The 17,762-nt window shown below is 71.3% G+C and carries 15 protein-coding genes; 7 read left to right on the forward strand and 8 right to left on the reverse strand.

All coding sequences use genetic code 11. The features are described from left to right. Positions 1-270 precede the first annotated feature (270 nt). Positions 271-1,473: a Gfo/Idh/MocA family protein gene (locus ACFXB5_RS04670; RefSeq protein ID WP_385202340.1), complete on the forward strand. Its 1,203-nt coding sequence runs from the start codon at positions 271-273 to the stop codon at positions 1,471-1,473. Between the two features lie 35 nt (positions 1,474-1,508). On the opposite strand, the gene ACFXB5_RS04675 is transcribed toward ACFXB5_RS04670, so the two are convergent. Together ACFXB5_RS04675 and ACFXB5_RS04680 are read right to left on the reverse strand one after the other, a co-directional pair. Next, on the reverse strand, positions 1,509-2,195 hold the full coding sequence (locus ACFXB5_RS04675) for a GntR family transcriptional regulator (RefSeq protein ID WP_385202342.1): 687 nt from the start codon (positions 2,193-2,195) through the stop codon (positions 1,509-1,511). Positions 2,196-2,307: 112 nt separating this feature from the next. Then, complete coding sequence (locus tag ACFXB5_RS04680) at positions 2,308-3,681, reverse strand: aminopeptidase P family protein (protein ID WP_385202343.1); 1,374 nt, start codon at positions 3,679-3,681, stop codon at positions 2,308-2,310. Between the two features lie 199 nt (positions 3,682-3,880). On the opposite strand from ACFXB5_RS04680, the gene ACFXB5_RS04685 reads away from it, so the two are divergent. Next, the gene (locus tag ACFXB5_RS04685) at positions 3,881-6,235 is read left to right on the forward strand and encodes a collagenase (protein ID WP_385202345.1); all 2,355 of its coding nucleotides are present in this window, start codon (positions 3,881-3,883) and stop codon (positions 6,233-6,235) included. Between the two features lie 76 nt (positions 6,236-6,311). Here ACFXB5_RS04685 and ACFXB5_RS04690 read toward each other — a convergent pair whose 3' ends face one another. The 4 genes from ACFXB5_RS04690 to ACFXB5_RS04705 all read right to left on the reverse strand — a co-directional run bounded on the left by ACFXB5_RS04690 (position 6,312) and on the right by ACFXB5_RS04705 (position 8,662). Next, the gene (locus ACFXB5_RS04690; protein WP_385202347.1) at positions 6,312-6,950 is read right to left on the reverse strand and encodes a hypothetical protein; all 639 of its coding nucleotides are present in this window, start codon (positions 6,948-6,950) and stop codon (positions 6,312-6,314) included. Between the two features lie 143 nt (positions 6,951-7,093). Further along, positions 7,094-7,918: a rod shape-determining protein gene (locus tag ACFXB5_RS04695; RefSeq protein ID WP_385202349.1), complete on the reverse strand. Its 825-nt coding sequence runs from the start codon at positions 7,916-7,918 to the stop codon at positions 7,094-7,096. Beyond that, positions 7,915-8,283 (reverse strand): TraR/DksA family transcriptional regulator, encoded by a 369-nt coding sequence (locus ACFXB5_RS04700; RefSeq protein WP_385202351.1) that lies wholly within the window; start codon positions 8,281-8,283, stop codon positions 7,915-7,917. Before ACFXB5_RS04700 ends, ACFXB5_RS04695 begins: the two co-directional genes overlap by 4 nt. Before the next feature lie 49 nt (positions 8,284-8,332). After that, positions 8,333-8,662: a TraR/DksA family transcriptional regulator gene (locus ACFXB5_RS04705; RefSeq protein ID WP_385202353.1), complete on the reverse strand. Its 330-nt coding sequence runs from the start codon at positions 8,660-8,662 to the stop codon at positions 8,333-8,335. A 442-nt stretch (positions 8,663-9,104) separates the two neighbouring features. On the opposite strand from ACFXB5_RS04705, the gene ACFXB5_RS04710 reads away from it, so the two are divergent. The 3 genes from ACFXB5_RS04710 (at position 9,105) to secD (ending at position 13,648) form a co-directional block, all read left to right on the forward strand. After that, positions 9,105-10,067, forward strand: a complete 963-nt coding sequence (locus ACFXB5_RS04710) for a HAMP domain-containing sensor histidine kinase (protein WP_385202355.1) — start codon at positions 9,105-9,107, stop codon at positions 10,065-10,067. Between the two features lie 2 nt (positions 10,068-10,069). Then, the gene (locus ACFXB5_RS04715; protein ID WP_385202357.1) at positions 10,070-10,777 is read left to right on the forward strand and encodes a response regulator; all 708 of its coding nucleotides are present in this window, start codon (positions 10,070-10,072) and stop codon (positions 10,775-10,777) included. Positions 10,778-11,365: 588 nt separating this feature from the next. Then, complete coding sequence (gene secD, locus ACFXB5_RS04720; protein ID WP_385202359.1) at positions 11,366-13,648, forward strand: protein translocase subunit SecD; 2,283 nt, start codon at positions 11,366-11,368, stop codon at positions 13,646-13,648. On the opposite strand, the gene ACFXB5_RS04725 is transcribed toward secD, so the two are convergent. After that, entirely contained in the window at positions 13,596-14,189 is a 594-nt protein-coding gene (locus ACFXB5_RS04725; protein ID WP_385202361.1) for a TetR/AcrR family transcriptional regulator, read from the reverse strand. The genes secD and ACFXB5_RS04725 overlap by 53 nt on opposite strands. 142 nt (positions 14,190-14,331) lie before the next feature. Between ACFXB5_RS04725 and ACFXB5_RS04730 the strand changes: the two genes are divergently transcribed. Further along, the gene (locus ACFXB5_RS04730; protein WP_385202363.1) at positions 14,332-15,069 is read left to right on the forward strand and encodes an SDR family oxidoreductase; all 738 of its coding nucleotides are present in this window, start codon (positions 14,332-14,334) and stop codon (positions 15,067-15,069) included. Positions 15,070-15,226: 157 nt separating this feature from the next. On the opposite strand, the gene pdxA is transcribed toward ACFXB5_RS04730, so the two are convergent. Further along, entirely contained in the window at positions 15,227-16,240 is a 1,014-nt protein-coding gene (gene pdxA / locus ACFXB5_RS04735; RefSeq protein WP_385202365.1) for a 4-hydroxythreonine-4-phosphate dehydrogenase PdxA, read from the reverse strand. A 392-nt stretch (positions 16,241-16,632) separates the two neighbouring features. Between pdxA and ACFXB5_RS04740 the strand changes: the two genes are divergently transcribed. After that, a partial coding sequence (locus ACFXB5_RS04740) for an aldo/keto reductase (protein WP_385202367.1) occupies positions 16,633-17,762 on the forward strand: 1,130 nt, incomplete at its 3' end.

A 17,762-nucleotide genomic window follows, 5' to 3' on the forward strand; every position in this document is an offset into this window, starting at 1 on the left:
GGGGCGGGGGGCGCCTGCCGGACGAGGGGCGGGGGGCCCGGGGCGGGGGGCGGGGGGCCCCCCCCCGTTGCCGAGGCGGTGCCATCTCAGGCGGTCGGGGTGACCGGCACCGCGGCCACCCCGCCGCCTCCGAAAACGCGGCGTGGAACCATGTCGAGGTCTACGGTCTGGCCACCGGCGGCGGGGTCGACGCCTCCGGCCAGATCCAGTGAACCGGCACCAGCTCGGCCAGCGGACCAGCAACGGTAAACCAGCGAAAGGGATCACCACATGACGTTCTCCCTCGGCATCGTCGGCGCCGGGCAGTTCTCCGGCCAGTTCGCCAAGCTGTTCCTCGCCCACCCGGGCGTCGGTGATGTCCACGTCACCGATCTGCTGCCCGAGCGGGCCGAGGAACTGGCCGCCGCGGAAGGACTGTCGGGTACCTTCCCCTCGTACGAGGCGATGCTGGAGTCGAAGGCGGTCGACGCGGTGGCCATCTTCACCCAGCGCTGGACACACGGCCCGCTCGTACTCCAGGGTCTGAACGCCGGAAAACACGTGTACTCGGCGGTACCGATGGCGATCACCCGCGAGGAGATAGCGGCGATCATCGAGGCCGTACGCGCCACCGGCCTGACGTACATGATGGGTGAGACGAGCCAGTACAACCCGGCGACCGTGCACGCCCGCGACCAGATCGCCGACGGCGCCTTCGGACGGCTCTTCTATGCCGAGGGCGACTACGTACACGACATGGACCTGGGCTTCTACGAGGCCTATCAGTACAGCGGCGGCGAGAACTGGAAGGCCACCGCCAGCTATCCGCCGCTGCTCTACCCGACGCACTCCGTCGGCGGGGTCCTCGGCGCCTGGCAGACGCACGCGGTGAGCGTCTCGGCGATCGGGGTGAAGGACGATCGCGGGGACGGTGTCTTCGACCAGGAGATCAGCCAGTTCGGGAACGACATTTCCAACGCCACCGCGCTGTTCGAGGTGGCGGGTGGCGGCTCGTTCCGTACGAACGAGTTCCGGCGGGTCGGCTATCCCTCGCACATCCGCGAATCGCGCTTCCGGTTCTTCGGGACGGACGCGAGCATGGAACAGCTCGCCACGGTGAGCTTCTGGCAGGACAAGGAGGGGGTCAAGGACATCACGGAGCTGCTGGAGCCCAAGCCGACAGTGGCTCCCGATGACCCGTCACTCGAGCACATCGCGCCCGCCCTGCGCGCCGCCTTCACTTCGGGCTCCGCGCCCGTGCACGACCGGTCGCGGCTGCCCCGGGAGTTCGACCACCTGCACAACGGCCACGAGGGAAGCCACCACTTCCTGGTGGACGACTTCGTGACCGCGGTCAACACCCGCACACTGCCCTCCGTGAACGCTTGGGTCGCGGCCCGCTACACCCTGCCGGGCATCGTGGCGCACGAGTCCGCGCGGCAGGGCGGAGTCCGGTTGGAGATCCCCGACTTCGGGGACGCGCCCGGGATCTGAGCGGCCGTGGACCGGCTGCCCCTCGGGGCAGCCGGTCAGGTGCCTGGACCTGTCCCTGGACCGGGCTTGGCCCACAGCGAGCGCACATGGCCCAGGTGGCGGGCCATGCATTTCTCGGCGCCCGTCACATCACCCGCGACCATCAGGTCGAGGAGCTCGATGTGTTCTTCGGCGGACGGGATCAGCTGGTCGCGCTCGTCCAGTGTGGTCAGGCCGTATAGGCGTGAGCGTTTGCGCAGGTCGCCGACGGTTTCGACGAGCCGGTCGTTTCCGGCGAGCGCGAGCAGGGAGAGATGGAACTGACGGTCGGCGTCCAGATAGCCGATGAGGTCGTGCTCGCGCGCGGCGCGCACGATGTCCTCCGCCACCGGGCGCAGCGCTTCCAGGTCCTCGCGGGCGGCGCTGCGGGTGATCCGGCCGATCATGGGGACTTCGATCAGGGCGCGGATCTCGGTGTACTGGTCGAGGTCGCGTTCGTTGACCTCGGTGACGCGGAAGCCCTTGTTGCGTACGGGTTCGACGAGGCCCTCGCGGGCCAGGTCGAGCATCGCCTCGCGCACCGGCGTCGCGGAGATGCCGAAGTCCTCGGCCAGGCCGGGTGCCGAGTAGACCTCGCCGGGGCGCAGTTCGCCGGAGATCAGCGCGGCGCGCAGGGCGTGGGCCACTTGGTCGCGCAGCCGCTCCCTGGTGGTGATGAGGTTGCGCTGCTTGAGGTGGCCCATGACGGTGGTGTTCCCTTCGTGCCCCGTGCCTTCACGGCCGAGAGGATCACCAGAGTACAATGTCATGTTGTTCTCGCGGGTGCCCTGTGCGGATGCGGCTACCGCTGCCGATTCAGCGACTCTCGATCAGTTCCCCCATCCATGCCTCGATCGCGTCCGGGGTGCGCGGCAGGGCGGCTGACATCAGCCGTGCTCCTTCGGCGGTGATGACCAGGTCGTCCTCGATGCGTACCCCGATGCCCCGCAGTTCGTCCGGGAGCGTCTCGTCGTCGGCCTGGAGGTAGAGGCCGGGCTCGACCGTCAGCACCTGACCCTCCGCCAACGCCCCGTCCAGATAGGTTTCCGCCCGTGCCCGCGCGCAGTCGTGGACGTCGAGCCCGAGCATGTGTCCGCTGCTGCACAGGGTGTAGCGACGGTGGAAGTCGCCCTCGGGGCTTTTGAGCACACCCCATTCCGTGAGCCCTTCCGCGATCACCCGCATCGCGGCCCGGTGGAATTCACGGAAGCTCGCGCCCGGCCTGAGCGCCGCGATGCCCGCGTCCTGGGCGGCGAGCACGAGGTCGTACACCTGCCGTTGCACGGGGGAGAACCGCCCGGAGAGCGGGAGGGTGCGCGTGATGTCGGCGGTGTAGAGGCTGTCGGTCTCCACTCCCGCGTCCAGTAGCAGCAACCGCCGTGCGTCCAGGGGCCCGTCGTTCCGTATCCAGTGCAGGACGCAGGCGTGGGCGCCGGACGCCACGATGGTCTCGTAGCCGGTGCCGTTGCCCTCCGCGCGGGCGCGCAGGCCGAAGACGCCCTCGATCCAGCGTTCGCCGCGTGGGTGGGCGAGGGCGTGTGGCAGGGCGCGCACCACGTCTTCGAAACCGGCGACCGTGTGGTCCACGGCGAGCTGCAGCTGCCCCACTTCCCAGACGTCCTTGATCAGCCTCAACTCGCTGAGTGCCGCCGACAGTTCGGCGTCCGCCGTGGCGTCGCGGCCCGGCGGCAGCTCCGCCTCATCGCCGATGACGGCACAGCGGATACCGGTCATGCGCGCGGTCTCATCGAGGTCGGGGCGCCGACCGACCCAGAACTCGCCGTAGCGCCGGTCCCGGTAGAAGCCGTCATCGGTGCGCGGCGAGCGGGGCCGCACATACAGGACCGCCTCATGCCGGTGCGGCCCGTCCGGCTCCAGGACCAGGACGTGCCCGGCCTGCTCTTCGCCGGTCAGACCGGTGAGCCAGGCGTACGCGCTGTGCGGCCGGAAGCGGTGGTCGCAGTCGTTCGAGCGGACCTTCAGCTCTCCCGCGGGGATGACCAGCCGCTCGCCCGGGAAGCGGGCGGACAGCCGGGCGCGGCGAGCGGGGGTGAAGTCGGCGGCGGCCGGCCGGATGTCCGCGGGCAGCGGGGTCGGCGCCCAGCCACCCGCCATGAAGACCTCGAACTCCGGTGAGACGGGCAGGTCGTGGCCGGCCGTCCGAGGTGCGCCGGTCAGGGGATCGTGCATCGGTCCTCCTTGATCCGTACGTTGACAAGCTCTCCGCGATCCGTCGCGTCGAGAGCCTTGCGCCCTGTGCAATTTCACATTATTACGTTACGCATCACATGGCACCATGCGCGCTCAAGTGCAGCCCCGCACAGGGCAATTCAGGCCCTGAAGCACCGCTGCCCCATAGCCCTTGCCACCTCCCCCACAGGAGCCAACGGTGTTCCACTCGAGAAACCCACGCGGATCCAGACGCGGAAGTCTGCTGCTCACAGCCGTGGCGGCGGTGACGCTCTGCGTGACGGCGACCCCGTCCGGTCACGCGGCGGTCCCCGCTTCCGCGCGGCCTTCGACGTTACGGCCGGTCGCCTCAACCGACCCCTTCGACAGGGTCGACCGCCTGGCCAAGGCCCCCGACCGGGTACGTAAGGTCCCGGCCCCTGGCGGCCTCACCGGTGGCGGTGTCCCCGGAACCCGAACGCCCGCGCCGAAGGGCCAGGGCGGCGCCGTCACTCCGCATGCCACACTCGGCAAGGCATCCGTGCCCTGCACGCTCGACGGCGTCACCAGCCTGCCCCCGGAGCGGTTCGCCGACTTCCTGGCCGACCCCGCCGTCACCGCCGACGGCTGTCTGCGTTCGATCCTGTGGACCTGGGACCACCGACTCGTCCCGGTCATGTCGGACGAGCATGTCCAGGCCGTCTCCCGCCGCATCACCCAACTCGCCGCCTCCCACGACGGCAAGGACGGCAGCCATCTGCTGGAGATGTTCACCTACCTGCACGCGGTGGCGTACCAGGACTTCTCGCACAACGAGATCGACATCACCGACGCCCCGACCGTCAACGCCATGCGCGAGGCTGTCGACGCCTTCGGCTCGGCCGCCCGTACCTTCGACGTCACCCGCCCCAACGCCGAGAGCCTGCGCGAAGCCCTCGACGCGGCCTCCGCCCCCGGTCTGCGTCAGCACCAACTGCCCCTGATCAAGCGGGTTCTGGCCACCATGGACGCGCACCACCCCGATACCGCCCAGGACGCCTCCTGGGCCGGTGCCGCCCTCGCGGCGCTCACCGTGAACTACCTCGGCGTGTATCCCGGCAACAAGGACGCCGCCTTCCACGCCGCGGTGACGGCCGACCCCTCGTACCGGGCGACGTTCAGCTCCTTCGCCGGCTACACCCACCTCAAGGACGGGCCCAACGCCTGGGTGATACGTGACGCACTCCTCGAGTACGGCCGCCTCGGCCAGATCGAAGGGCTCCGCGACGAGATCGTCTCCGGCCTCGGCACCCTCCTGGACACCACCGCCCGCAACTTCGGGGACAGCAGCGCGCCCTGGGCGAAGGTCGCCACCTGGCTGGGGGTGTTCGAAGCCTGCGCCCCGTACCACGTGTGCAAGGAGGACATCGAGAAGCGTCTCTTCCCGAACACGTACACCTACGGCACAGCCGGCACCGACGGCATCCAGGTCCGCACCGCCCTCGGCCGGGACACCGTCGACCAGCTCTACTACGCGAGCAAGCAGGTCAAGGCGCAGTTCCACCGTGTGCTCGGCACGGAGACGCCCCTCGGGGACGACACCAACACCACGCTGCACATCGTCCTGTACGGCTCCCGTGCCGACTACGAGAACTTCCACCCGCTCCTCACCGGCATGGACACCAACAACGGCGGCGTCTACATCGAGAAGGGGGCGACCTTCTACACGTACCAGCGTCGCGTCCCGCAGGACTCCTCACTGACCCTGGAGGAGCTGTTCCGCCACGAGTACACCCACTACCTCAACGGTCGCTGGGCGGTGCCCGGCAGCTTCGGCGAAGGTCCCTGGTACGAGGGCGACCGGACCACCGCGATGGACGAGGGCACTGCCGAGTTCTTCGACGGCGCCACCCGCGACGACGGCATCCGGGTCCGCAAGTCCCTGGTACAGGGGATCATCGACGACACGGCCGGCGGCGGACCGCGCATGACCGTGAACCAGCTCCTGCACGCCACGTACGACGGCGACGGCTTCCGCTTCTACGACTACGCGGGCACCTTCTTCGAGTTCCTGTGGCTCGAACACCCCTCCCTCCTGCGGGAGATGTACCGCGACCTGCGCTCCGACGACCCGGCGGCCTTCGACGCCTGGCGCGACCGGCTCGGCGGGGACCCGGGGCTGCAGAGCGGGTACGACCACTTCCTCGACCAACAGATCGCCCACGTCGGCGACTTGTACGTGCCCCACACCACCTACACGCCGCTGGGGGAGCTCCGAGACACCTCAGCCGACCAGATCCGCACCTCCTTCACCGCGATGACCGAATCCAACCCGGACTGCCGTGCCACCGGCGCGCCGGAGCGTCCCCGGTTCGCCTGCACCGGCCGGATCACCGCAAACCTCACCGATGCCGGCAACGCCGACACGGTCTTCAAGGACATGTCCGAGACGGTCGACTACTTCATCCTCGACCGGGCCGCGGGCGGCGACAACAACCTGACCGACATGAACTGCTCGTTCGGCGAGGTGGACATCTGGTCCAACCAGCGCGCGGGCACGTCGGACTACACCTGCGAGGGACCCCTCCGCGGCTGATGTGTCACCAGCACTGAGACCGCGCCCCTGGCCCATTGCTTCCTGAGCCGGGGGCGCGGCCGCTGTCGGCCGAGGCTCAGGGGGACGTCGTCCAGCGTGGCGCGGTCTCGGCCCACTCGGTGTCCCACTCGGCGAGATTGCGCCGGCGCAGGACCACGGTGGCGCAGCGGTAGGCCGCGGCACCGGCGAGGAGCACGGTCAGAAAGGCGACAAGCGCCCAGCCCATGGTGCGGCTGCGGATCTGTTCGGTGGTCATGGGCGGCTCGGCGATCGTTCCGTCGGCGTCGACCCACACATGGACGGAGCTGCCCGCGTTCAGCCCGGGCAGGACGTCGGTCTCGGCGGTGCGGGTCCGTCCGTTCGGATCGGTGAAGCGGACCGTGGCCGGGTAGCGGTTCTCCCTCGCCTCCGCCGATCCGGGCTCCGGGTGATCCGGGGCGTCGTGGGTGAGGACGGCGGTGGTGCGGTGCAGAGTCTGTCGCTGATGCTCGGCGGCCGCGCGGTAGTGGTGGTCGGCGGCGTCACCGATGGCGAACGTGGCACCGAGCCCCAGGATCGGCACGAGCAGCAACAACGCCAGTGCGATCCGGCCCTGAAGGCGGTCGGTGCACCGGTACAGCGGATTGTGCCGCCAGCGCCACAGCGACAGGGGATGCACGAGCCCGTGGTGCGGGGGGTCGGGAGGCGGCTGCGCGGGGGGTATCACGCCGGACACGGTGGTTCTCCTTCCGAGGGCAGGGGGGCTGACCGCGACCGGGTGCGGGCGGTCCGGTCGCGGGACGCCAATTGGCGTACGGGGATGGCGTACCGGAGACCCCGGCCGGTGGGGTGGGGCCGCGGGGTCAGCGGAAGCGCGGGTCAGGTCCGGGTGGGGGACGTGCCACTGGCCGACGGATGTCCGTGCGCGGCCCGCAGGAACTTGGCGGCGCCGCGGATCGCCGCGGTATGCGGTGCGGGAACCGCCCGCAGAGGCGCGTGGGTGCCGCCGATGAGCCGGTGAGTGAGGTCGGGGCGCAGGGCGCCGCCCCCGGCCAGGAGGGCTCCCCGGGCCAGGGCCTCGGCGGTGAGGGACGTGCGGTCCTGCCGGAGCATTGAGGTGATCATGGTGGTGATGGCTTCGCTGATCTCCGCAGTGGTGCCGGTACCGGCGAGGTCGGCGGTGCCCAGGGCGGTGCGGCGGGCGTCGAGGACCAGGCCGTCGAGGAGGAGGACCACCTCGGTGAGGTGGGCGCCGACGTCCACCACGAGCAGCGGCAGGGAGAGGTCGGCGTTCGCGGCCAGGGCGATGGCGCGTGCGGCCGGGACGGTCAGGACCGCGCGCGGGCGCAGCACTTCCACGGCGGTGCGGGCCCGTTCCCGGTAGGCGGGGCCGTCCAGCACGGGTGCGGTGACCACCACCAGCGGGCGGGTGAGGCGGGGCAGGCGGTGACTGAGCAGCCGGTCGAGCATCCGGGCCGTGCCCGGAACGTCGACGATGGCGCCGCGCTGGATCGGGTACACCGCCCCGGCGCCGGGGAAGGTGATGGTGGGTACGTCGAGGATCAGGCCACGGCCGGCGATCCAGGCGCGGGTGCGGGCGCTGCCCAGGTCGAGGGCGAGGCCGCAGCAGTGCCGGCACGACGGCCAGGGCCGGTGCCGGTGCCCGGCGGGGGAGCCGGTCCGGAAGCGACGGAGGACGCTCATCGTCCGGCCTCCCGCACCTGCTGGCACCGTGCGCAGTAGCGTGCCTGCGGAACGATCAACAGTCGTTCCCGTTCGACGGGGCGACGGCACAGGTGGCAGATGCCGTAGCGGCCCTCGGCGATGCGTCGCAGTGCCGCCTCCACATCGGCGAGGACCATGCGCGCGGAGGCGGCGACCTTGACGTGCACTTCGGCCTGTGCCGCGGAGCGGCGCCGGAGCAGGTCCTCGGCGCGGGGCGGCGCGGCGATCTGCCGCAACTGATCCTGGCGGAACAGGCGCTGTTCGTGGAGGCTCTCCCGCAGTGCGGCAAGGTCCTCTGGCGACAGGTGCGTGGCACGGTCGCCGATGGTTCGGTGGTTCACCACTTCACCCCTTTGAGCAGGGCGGAGACGAAGACGGGTCGGATGGGGCGGGTCAGGCGGTGGCGCGGCCCTGGCAGGCGACGCAGTACCGGGTGTAGGGGAGGATCTCCAGGCGTTCGGCGGGGACCGGCTTGGCGCAGCCCCGGCAGGTGCCGTACGTGCCGTCGTCGACGCGGGCGAACGCCTCGTCGATCTCGGTGAGGACCCGCTGGATCGCCTCCCTCTGCGCGGACACCAGATGCGCGTCCGTGCTCTGCACGCTCTCGTCGAGGGCGCGCAGCTGAGCCAGGCGGCTGTTGCGGGCGTGTTCCAGGCGCTGGCGGGCCTCATGGGAGGTCAGCCGCCCGGGGCGGGGGCCGGTCTGGGCGGTGTCGAGCGGCACGGTGAGGTCCTTTCTCGGAGGCGCGCTACGCGTCTCGGGGCGCGCTACGTGTCTTGGAGGCGCGCTACGTGTCTTGGAGGCGCGCTACGCGCGGCAGCGGCCGCCCGGTTGCGCCGACCGCGGTCTCCACGACCGCGAGCACTGGCCGTACCGGACGGCTCGATCTTCTTCGACTCTGCTCGACTCGGCGTCGGAAGCCCATCGGGCGCGGACCCCATTTGCCCGGGACAGCGGTGACCACGGAGCGATGGCGGGGAACGGCGCATGGGTACCCGATGACCTCGGATATGGGGAACGGACCCCATCGACCGCGCGCGGTGCGGGAGGCAGGCTGTGTCAGGCTCGGTCGTGATCAGTCGCGGCGGCTCCGCCCGGGGGCGATGAGCGACAGTAGAGCTGATCACACACGGAGCGCAGAAGGACAGAAGGAGGAGTTTCCCCGGTGTCGCTGTTCTGGCGGATCTTCGGGCTCAACGCCCTGGTGCTGGGCACCGCCACGGCGCTGCTGCTGTGGGCGCCGGTGACCGTCTCCGTGCCGGTGCTGCTGACCGAGGCGATCATCCTGGTCGGCGGTCTCGCCGTCATGCTGGTCGCCAACGGCACCCTGCTGCGCTGGGGCCTGGCCCCGCTGGACCGGCTGACCAGGCTGATGACCACCGTCGACCTGCTGCGCCCGGGCCAGCGGCTGCCCGTGCCCGGCGCCCGCGGCGGTAGCGAGGTGTCCGAGCTGATCCGCACCTTCAACGCCATGCTCGACCGGCTGGAGCACGAACGCGCCACATCCAGTGCCCGGGCGCTGCTGGCCCAGGAGGCGGAACGCCGCCGCATCGCCCAGGAACTGCACGACGAGGTGGGGCAGAGCATGACCGCGATCCTGCTGGTGCTCAAGCGCACCGCGGACGACGCCCCCGAGCCGCTGCGCGAGGACCTCCAGCAGGCCCAGGAGATCACCCGGGAGAGCCTGGACGAGGTCCGCCGCCTGGTGCGCCGCCTGCGGCCCGGCGTCCTGGACGACCTGGGCCTGGTCAGCGCACTGACCTCGCTCACGCAGGACTTCGCCACCCACACCGGGCTGCGTGTCGTGCGCCGCCTCGACGCCGACCTGCCGACCCTCGACCAGGAGAGCGAACTCGTGCTGTACCGGGTGGCTCAGGAGAGCCTGACCAACGCGGCCCGCCATGCGGACGCGCGGCAGATCGAGGTGAGCCTGCACCGGGTCGGCGAGGCGGTGGTGCTGGAGATCGCCGACGACGGCCGCGGTATCGAGGCCGCCTGCGAAGGCGCCGGGATCCGCGGCATGCGCGAACGGGCCCTGCTCGCCGGAGCCACCCTGGACATCACCTCGACGCCCGGCACCGGCACTCGGATCCGCCTCATCACACCCGCCCCCAGGAAGCAGCTCTGACCATGCCCGATCCGACCCCGCCCGGACCCAGCGCGGCCTCGACACCGTCTCCCACGGCCGCGACGCCGATCCGCATCCTGCTCGCCGACGACCACGCCCTCGTACGCCGTGGCGTACGCCTGATCCTCGACCGGGAACCCGACCTGGAGGTCGTCGCCGAGGCCGGGGACGGTGCCGAGGCCATCGAGGCGGCCCGGAGCCAGGAGATCGACCTGGCCGTGCTCGACATCGCCATGCCGCGCCTGACCGGCCTCCAGACCACCCGCGAACTGGTGGCGCTCAAGCCGGGCCTGCGCATCCTGATGCTGACGATGCACGACAACGAGCAATACCTGTTCCAGGCGCTCAAGGCCGGGGCCTGTGGCTATGTGCTGAAGTCGGTCGCCGACCGGGACCTGGTCGCCGCCTGCCGGGCCGCGATGCGCAACGAGCCGTTCCTCTACCCCGGCGCGGTCACCGCCCTCATCCGCAACTACCTGGACCGCGTCCGCCACGGCGAGGAGGACCCCGACCAGCTCCTCACCCCTCGCGAGGAGGAGGTCCTCAAACTCGTCGCCGAAGGGCACTCCTCCAAGGAGATCGCCGAGATCCTGTTCATCAGCGTCAAGACCGTGCACCGCCACCGGGCCAACCTCCTGCACAAACTCGGTCTGCACGACCGGCTGGAGCTGACCCGCTACGCCATCCGCGCCGGTCTCATCGAGCCCTGACGCCGGCCCCGCCCCTGATCATGCGCCCAGCACCCCGCACCATCCCGACCGCCGGTCACCGGCCGACCGCCGGTCACCGGCTCGCGGGAACGCTCATCGCGCTCCTCGTCGTCCTGCTGGCGCTGGTTCCCGCCGATACCGCGCGCGCCGCCTCCGGTCCGGTGCCCCATCCGGTCCCGGCGGCCACGGCCGCCGAGCGCCCGGACACCGGTCCCCGCGCGGATGACCCGTGTGCCGCCGGCTGCGCGGCCCAGGTCAGGGTCCGGCACGACCACCTCGGTGAGCGCCCGTGCCCACCGGATCACCACGCCGCCGACCCCCGCGATGCGGATGCCGCCCCGGCTGTCGGCGCCCGTGCTTCAGCGCCTTCCGCGTACGTACCCGTCTCTCCCGGCCGATCGGCCCACGACCGCGGCCGGGCCCCTCCGGCGCCCGCAGGTACCTGACGCCACCCATCACCTTTTTCCGTCGCGGCCGCGCGCGCCGCTGCCGCGACATGCCTGCCGGAGGCTCGTGTTGAAGCGCCGCGATAAATGGAATAAGCAGAACAAGCGGAATAGGCAGAACAAACGGAACAAGTCCCTGCGTGTGCGTGCGCTGCTCGCCCTCGCCGTGATCGCCGGATCGCTGGCCATCGCCCTCACCACGCCGGTCCGCCTCGGCCTCGACCTGCGCGGCGGCACCCAGATCACGCTGGAAACCCGCTCCACCCCCACCACCGGCGCCGACGCCGCGGCCACCGCCCGCACCGTGGAGGTGCTGCGCGGCCGCATCGACGCGCTCGGCGTCGCCGAACCGACCCTCGTCCGCTCCGGCGACCACCGCATCCTCGTCGAGCTGCCCGGCGTTCATGACCCGGAGAAGGCCGCCGATGTGCTGGGCCGCACCGCGCAGCTCACCGTCCACGCGGTCCTCGGCCCGGCCGGGACCGCTGACGGCACCGCCTCCCCGCCGGCCGATCCGGCCAAGGAGCGCGTTCTGCCGGACGAGTCCGGGCAGCCCCTGCGGCTGCGGGCCGCCGATCTGACCGGCCGGGATGTCGAAGGCGCCGACGCCCGCTTCGACCAGCAGGGCGGTGCCGGCTGGCATGTCACGGTCGACTTCTCCAAGACCGGCCAGGACCGATGGCGGCAGGTCACCGCACGGGCCGCCTGTCACCCGGCCGGCGACCCGCAGCGCCGGGTCGCCATCGTCCTCGACAACAAGATCATCTCCTCGCCGCAGGTCGACCCCTCCGTACCGTGCGGGACCGGCATCCCGGGCGGCACCACCCAGATCACCGGTTCCTTCGACGACACCGAAGCCCGCGAACTGGCCCTGCTCATCTCCGGTGGCGCCCTGCCCGTACCGGTCGAGACCGTCGAACAGCGCACCATCGGCGCCACGCTCGGCGATGCGGCGATCGAGGCCGCGGCCTGGGCCGCCGTCATCGGCACCGCGCTGACCGCACTGTTCATCATCGCCGTCTACCGGCTCCTGGGCCTGCTCGCGACCGCGGCGCTGGCCTGCTACGGCCTCATCTCCTACGCGGCCCTGGCCGCGCTCGGCGCCACGTTGACCCTGCCGGGTCTCGCCGGGTTCGTCCTGGCGATCGGCATGGCCGTGGACGCCAACGTCCTGGTCTTCGAACGGGCCCGCGAGGAGTACGCGGCCCGCAGCCGCCCCAGCCTCCGCTCGGCGCTGAAGGCCGGGTTCCGCGGTGCCCTCAGCGCGATCGCCGACTCCAACATCACGACACTGATCGCCGCGGGCCTCATGTTCGCCTTCGCCTCCGGCCCGGTGCGCGGCTTCGGCATCACCCTCGCCATCGGCGTCCTCGCCTCGATGGTCAGCGCCCTGGTGATCAGCCGGGTGCTGGCCGAGTACGCGGCCAACCGCCCCGCGGTCTTCCGCCGGCCCCGCGTCACCGGCATCGCGAGCACCGGATGGGTCCGCGACCGGCTGCTGCGCCGCGACCCGTTCCTGCTGCGCCGCCCTCGCCGCTGGCTGGCCGCCTCCGCCGCGCTCGCCGTCGTGGCCGCGTCGGGCATCCTCGTGCGCGGCCTGGACTTCGGCATCGAGTTCACCGGCGGCCGGCTGATCGAGTACGCCACCAGCACCCCCGTCGACCCCGACCGGGCCCGTACCGCCCTCACCGACGCCGGGTTCCCCCGCGCGGTCGTGCAGTCCTCCGGAGACACCGGGCTCACGGTGCGCGCGGAGAACCTGACCAACACCGACGAGGCCACCGTCACCGAAACCGTCGGCGCCCTCGGCGGCGGGACGAAGAAGATCCGCGACGAGCTGATCGGCCCCAGCATGGGCGACGAACTGCGCCGTAACGCCCTGATCGCCCTCTCCCTCGCACTGGGCGCCCAACTGCTGTATCTCGCGGTCCGCTTCCGCTGGTTCTTCGGGACGGCGGCCGTCGTCGCGCTCGCCCACGACGTGGTCATCCTCATCGGCGCCTTCGCCTGGTTCGGCAAGCCCATCGACGGGGTCTTCCTGGCCGCCCTGCTGACCGTCATCGGCTACTCGGTCAACGACTCCGTCGTCCTCTTCGACCGCGTCCGCGAACTGCTCGGCCGCGACCGCACCACACCGCTTCCCCGCCTGACCAACCAGGCGATCCTGCAGACCCTGCCCCGTACCGTCAACACCGGCATGGGCGCGGCATTCATCCTCACCGCCCTCGCCGTCCTCGCCGACGACACCCTCGCCGACTTCGCCCTCGCCCTGCTGATCGGCCTGGCGGTCGGCACCTACTCCTCCGTCTTCACCGCGGCCTCGCTCACCATCGAACTGCATCCGCACCGGAAGGGGGCGCGGCCGTCGCGGTTCACCCAGCGGTCGAGGCCGAGGACGAACGGGCCTTCAGGCCGTCCAGGGTGAGGTCGAGCAGGCGTTCGGCCCGGTCCCGGTGTTCGGGCCCGGGCGAAGTGAGGGCGATGCCTTCGAGGGCGGCACCCATGTCGGTGGGGGTGATGTCGGTGCGAATGGTCCCGGCGGCCGCACACGCGTCCATCAGGGCGGTGATGGCGGCCTGGATCATGTCCCGGCTGTGGCCGTAGGGGTTGCTTCCCGCGGCGGCGATGGCGCGCAAGGCGTCGGCCATGCCGAATTTCGCGGTGACGTAGTCCAGGAAGAGGCGTGTCCAGGCGCGCAGGGCTTCGCAGGGCGGTTTCTCGTCGAGCAGATCGGGGACGGCGTCGCACAGCTGAGCCACCTCGTTGCGGTAGACCGCCTCGATCAGAGCCTCACGCGTGGCGAAGTTCCGGTACAGCGTCGCGCTGCCCACGCCCGCTTCCTTGGCGATGTGCTCCAGGTGCGCGTCCAGCCCCTCCTCGGCGAACACGCGCACCGCGGCCGCGAGGATCTTGTCTCTGTTGCGCCGTGCGTCAGCTCGCAACGGGCGTTGTGCACTGTCGGCCATCAGCGGTCGCCATTTCCTCTCCGGTCCACTTCACCTTGCTAAGCGGAGGCGCGCCCAGTTAGCCTGGGCGTAACCGGGGGAGCCCCCATTTACTGTAGGTCATGATCTGACCTGCGCATATCCCCTTTGGAGGGCGTCGGTCATGTCAGGTATCGAAGGCAAGGTCGTAGCGATCACGGGTGCCAGCAGCGGCATCGGGGCGGCGACGGCGACCTACCTCGCCGAGAAGGGCGCCCGGCTCGTGCTCGGGGCCCGACGGGAAGACCGGTTGCACGAGGTGGTGGACCAGATCACGGCGCGGGGCGGCTCGGCCGTCGGGACCGTCATCGATGTGACGCGCCGCGAGGACCTCAAGCGCCTGACGGACGTGGCGGTCGACCGGTTCGGCCGGCTCGATGTCCTGGTCTCCAACGCCGGCACGATGGCGGTGTCACCGTTTGACGAACTGCGCCAGGACGACTGGGACGGGATGGTCGCGACGCACATCACCGGCCTGCTGAACGGCATCGGTGCGGCACTTCCCGTCTTCCGGCGGCAGAACTCCGGCCAGTTCGTCAACATCGCCTCCACCGCGGCCTACGTCGTGAAATCCCCGCAGGCCGTCTACGCGGCCACCAAGACGGCGGTGAAGGTGCTGACCGAGGGACTGCGGCAGGAGTCGGGACCCCATCTGCGGGTCACCCTGGTCTCACCGGGGTTCACCAACACCGAGGGCGTGGGCAAGGGGGCGAGTCCCGAAGCAGCGGCGGCGGTAGCCCGACAGCGTGACGAGATGGCCATCCCGCCCTCGGCCATCGCGTCCGCGATCGGTTACGCGATCGAGCAGCCCGCCGGCATCGACATCAGCGAGGTCGTCGTCCGGCCCACCGCGCAAGCCTGACAACCGAGGGAGACAACCATGTCTCCGGAGCGGTCGACTCGAGGCGTCTTCACGAGAAACCTCGGCCACTACGCGGAGTCGACTGTCCGAGCGGCCCGCCGACCGGTTCCGGTCACCGGTCGCCCGCTGACCCGAGCCCTCTGCCGGAGGCGGTGGTTCAGGCCGCCGGGGTGACCGGCACCGTGGCCATCTCGGCCGCCTGGCGCAGTGCCTCGACCATGCTGCCCGCTTCCGCCGTGCCCGTTCCGGCGATGTCGAAGGCGGTGCCGTGGTCGACGGAGGTGCGGATGACGGGCAGGCCGACGGTGAGGTTGACGCCCGCCTCGATGCCCAGGACCTTGACCGGGCCGTGTCCCTGGTCGTGGTACATCGCCACGATCAGGTCGTAGTCGCCGCGTGAGGCGAGGAAGAAGGCGGTGTCGGCGGGGAGCGGACCCCGGGCGTCGATGCCGTCGGTGCGCAGCTTCTCCAGGGCCGGGGCGATCTTCTCGTCCTCCTCGCCGTAGCCGAACAGGCCGTTCTCGCCGGCGTGCGGGTTGATGCCGCAGACACCGATCACGGGGTTCGGGGTGCCGGCGCGGACCATCGCCTCGTGGCCGCGGCGCACGGTGCGCTCGACGAGGCCGGGCTCGATGCGGTTGACGGCGTCGATCAGGCCGATGTGCGTGGTGACGTGGATGACCTTCACCTTCTCGGTGGAGAGCATCATCGAGACCTCCTCGGTCCCGGTCAGATGGGCGAGGAGTTCGGTGTGGCCGGGGTAGAGGTGGCCCGCGGCGTGCAGGGCCTCCTTGTTGAGCGGTGCGGTGCAGATGGCGTGCACCTCGCCCGCCACGGCGAGTTCGGCGGCGCGCCTGATGTACGCGTACGCGGCGTCCCCCGCCAACCGCGACAGCTTGCCCCAGGGCAGATCGGCGGGGAGCAGCCCGAGGTCGACCACGTTGACGCGGCCGGGTGTGAACTCCGCGTCGCGCGGGTGGTCGACGGCGGCGATCTCGCAGTCCAGGCCGAGGACACGGGCGGCCTCGCGCAGCCGCGGCGCGTCACCGATGACGACGGGGCGGCAGCGGGTCAGGACGGCGTCGTCGAGCAGGGCCGCGACGACGACCTCGGGGCCGATACCGGCACCGTCGCCCATGGTGACGGCGATGAGGGGGAGGGGGGTGGGCATCAGAACAACTCCTAGGCGGGAGGCGGGGGCGGGCGGCGGGAGGCGGGCGGTGAGGTTCGGGCGGCTGCCGTGGTGGCAGCCGGACGGGGCCGCGGTGCGGCGGCGGTGCGCGGTGGCGAGTACCCGGCACCGTCGATGGACAACACGGTCGGGCCCAGTGAGGATCATGGCATAGTCTGCGTGAACTGCGCGAGACATCTTGCGTGATTTACGCAACCGTGCGAGCGTTCCCATGGCGCCGACGGCCGTCACCCATGGACCGTGTCGCCGTCGTGGAGGCGACGCGGACCGGCTTACCCAGCAGATCGCATCGCACCGCACTCGGCCGCCGCGCGGTGCGTCGCGGGGAACCACCGCGGCGACCGGCCGGGGCCACAGGGCCGCATCGTGCCATGCGCGATGCGCACATCACGCATGTGATCGCCTATGAGTACGACCGCACCACCCGTCTCATCTGCACCACCAGCGCCACGCACCCCCGCGCCACGCGCCATCCGCATCACGCGCCATCCGCATCACGCACCACCCGCACCACCCGCCTCGGAAGGAACCCACCCGTGACCGTCGGCCTCGCCCTCCCGCATGTGCCCGTCCCGTTGTCCCCGCTCGTCCTCGGGACGATGACCTTCGGCGACACCGCCGACCGCGCGACGGCCGCCGCGATGGTGGACGCCGCGCTCGACGCGGGCATCACCGGCGTGGACACCGCCAACGGCTACGCCGGTGGCGAGAGCGAGCGCATCCTCGCCGAGCTGCTGCCCGGCCGCCGCGACCGGGTGGTCCTCGCCACCAAGGCCGGTATCCCGCACCCCGACCAGGGCGAGCACGCGCCGCTCTCCCCCGAGGGCCTGCGCGCCGCGCTCGACGGGAGCCTCAAGCGCCTGGGCACCGACCACGTCGACCTCTTCTATCTGCACCAGCCGGACCGCGCGACACCGCTCGGCGCGACCCTGGCGACCGTCGCCGAGTTCGTACGGGCGGGCAAGGTCCTCGCCCTCGGCGTCTCCAACTTCGCCGCCTGGCAGATCGCCGAGCTGAACCGCGTGGCCGACGAGGTCGGCGCCCCCCGCCCCGTCGTCGCCCAGCAGCTCCACAACCTCCTCGCGCGCCGCATCGAGGAGGAGTACGTCGAATTCGCCTCCAGTACCGGACTGCGCACGGTGGTCTACAACCCGCTCGGCGGCGGCCTGCTCACCGGCCGCCACCGCTTCGATCAGGTTCCGGAGGGCGGGCGCTTCGGCGACTCCAAGGTGGCCGCGATGTACCGCGAGCGGTACTGGAACGAGGAGGTGTTCCACGCCGTCACCGACCTCACCCGCATCGCCTCCGAGGCGGGCCTGCCGCTGACCGACCTGGCCCTGCGCTGGCTGCTGTCCCGGCCCTCCACCGACGCGCTGCTGCTCGGCGGCTCCAAGATCGAGCATCTGAAGGCCAACATCGCCGCCGCGGGCCCGGGGCCCCCGGCCCCCGGCGGCCCGAACCCCCGCCGCCACGGGGGGGCCCCCCGGGGCCGGCCCCAGGC

Source organism: Streptomyces sp. NPDC059455, assembly GCF_042750115.1.
Taxonomy (GTDB): domain Bacteria; phylum Actinomycetota; class Actinomycetes; order Streptomycetales; family Streptomycetaceae; genus Streptomyces; species Streptomyces endocoffeicus.

Excerpts from the sequence above, each read along its gene's own strand:
- ACFXB5_RS04670 (WP_385202340.1), top strand. The coding sequence starts at position 271 with ATGACGTTCTCCCTCGGCATCGTCGGCGCCGGGCAGTTCTCCGGCCAG.
- ACFXB5_RS04675 (WP_385202342.1), bottom strand. The coding sequence starts at position 2,195 with ATGGGCCACCTCAAGCAGCGCAACCTCATCACCACCAGGGAGCGGCTG.
- ACFXB5_RS04680 (WP_385202343.1), bottom strand. The coding sequence starts at position 3,681 with ATGCACGATCCCCTGACCGGCGCACCTCGGACGGCCGGCCACGACCTG.
- ACFXB5_RS04695 (WP_385202349.1), bottom strand. The coding sequence starts at position 7,918 with ATGAGCGTCCTCCGTCGCTTCCGGACCGGCTCCCCCGCCGGGCACCGG.
- ACFXB5_RS04715 (WP_385202357.1), top strand. The coding sequence starts at position 10,070 with ATGCCCGATCCGACCCCGCCCGGACCCAGCGCGGCCTCGACACCGTCT.
- ACFXB5_RS04725 (WP_385202361.1), bottom strand. The coding sequence starts at position 14,189 with ATGGCCGACAGTGCACAACGCCCGTTGCGAGCTGACGCACGGCGCAAC.
- ACFXB5_RS04730 (WP_385202363.1), top strand. The coding sequence starts at position 14,332 with ATGTCAGGTATCGAAGGCAAGGTCGTAGCGATCACGGGTGCCAGCAGC.
- pdxA (WP_385202365.1), bottom strand. The coding sequence starts at position 16,240 with ATGCCCACCCCCCTCCCCCTCATCGCCGTCACCATGGGCGACGGTGCC.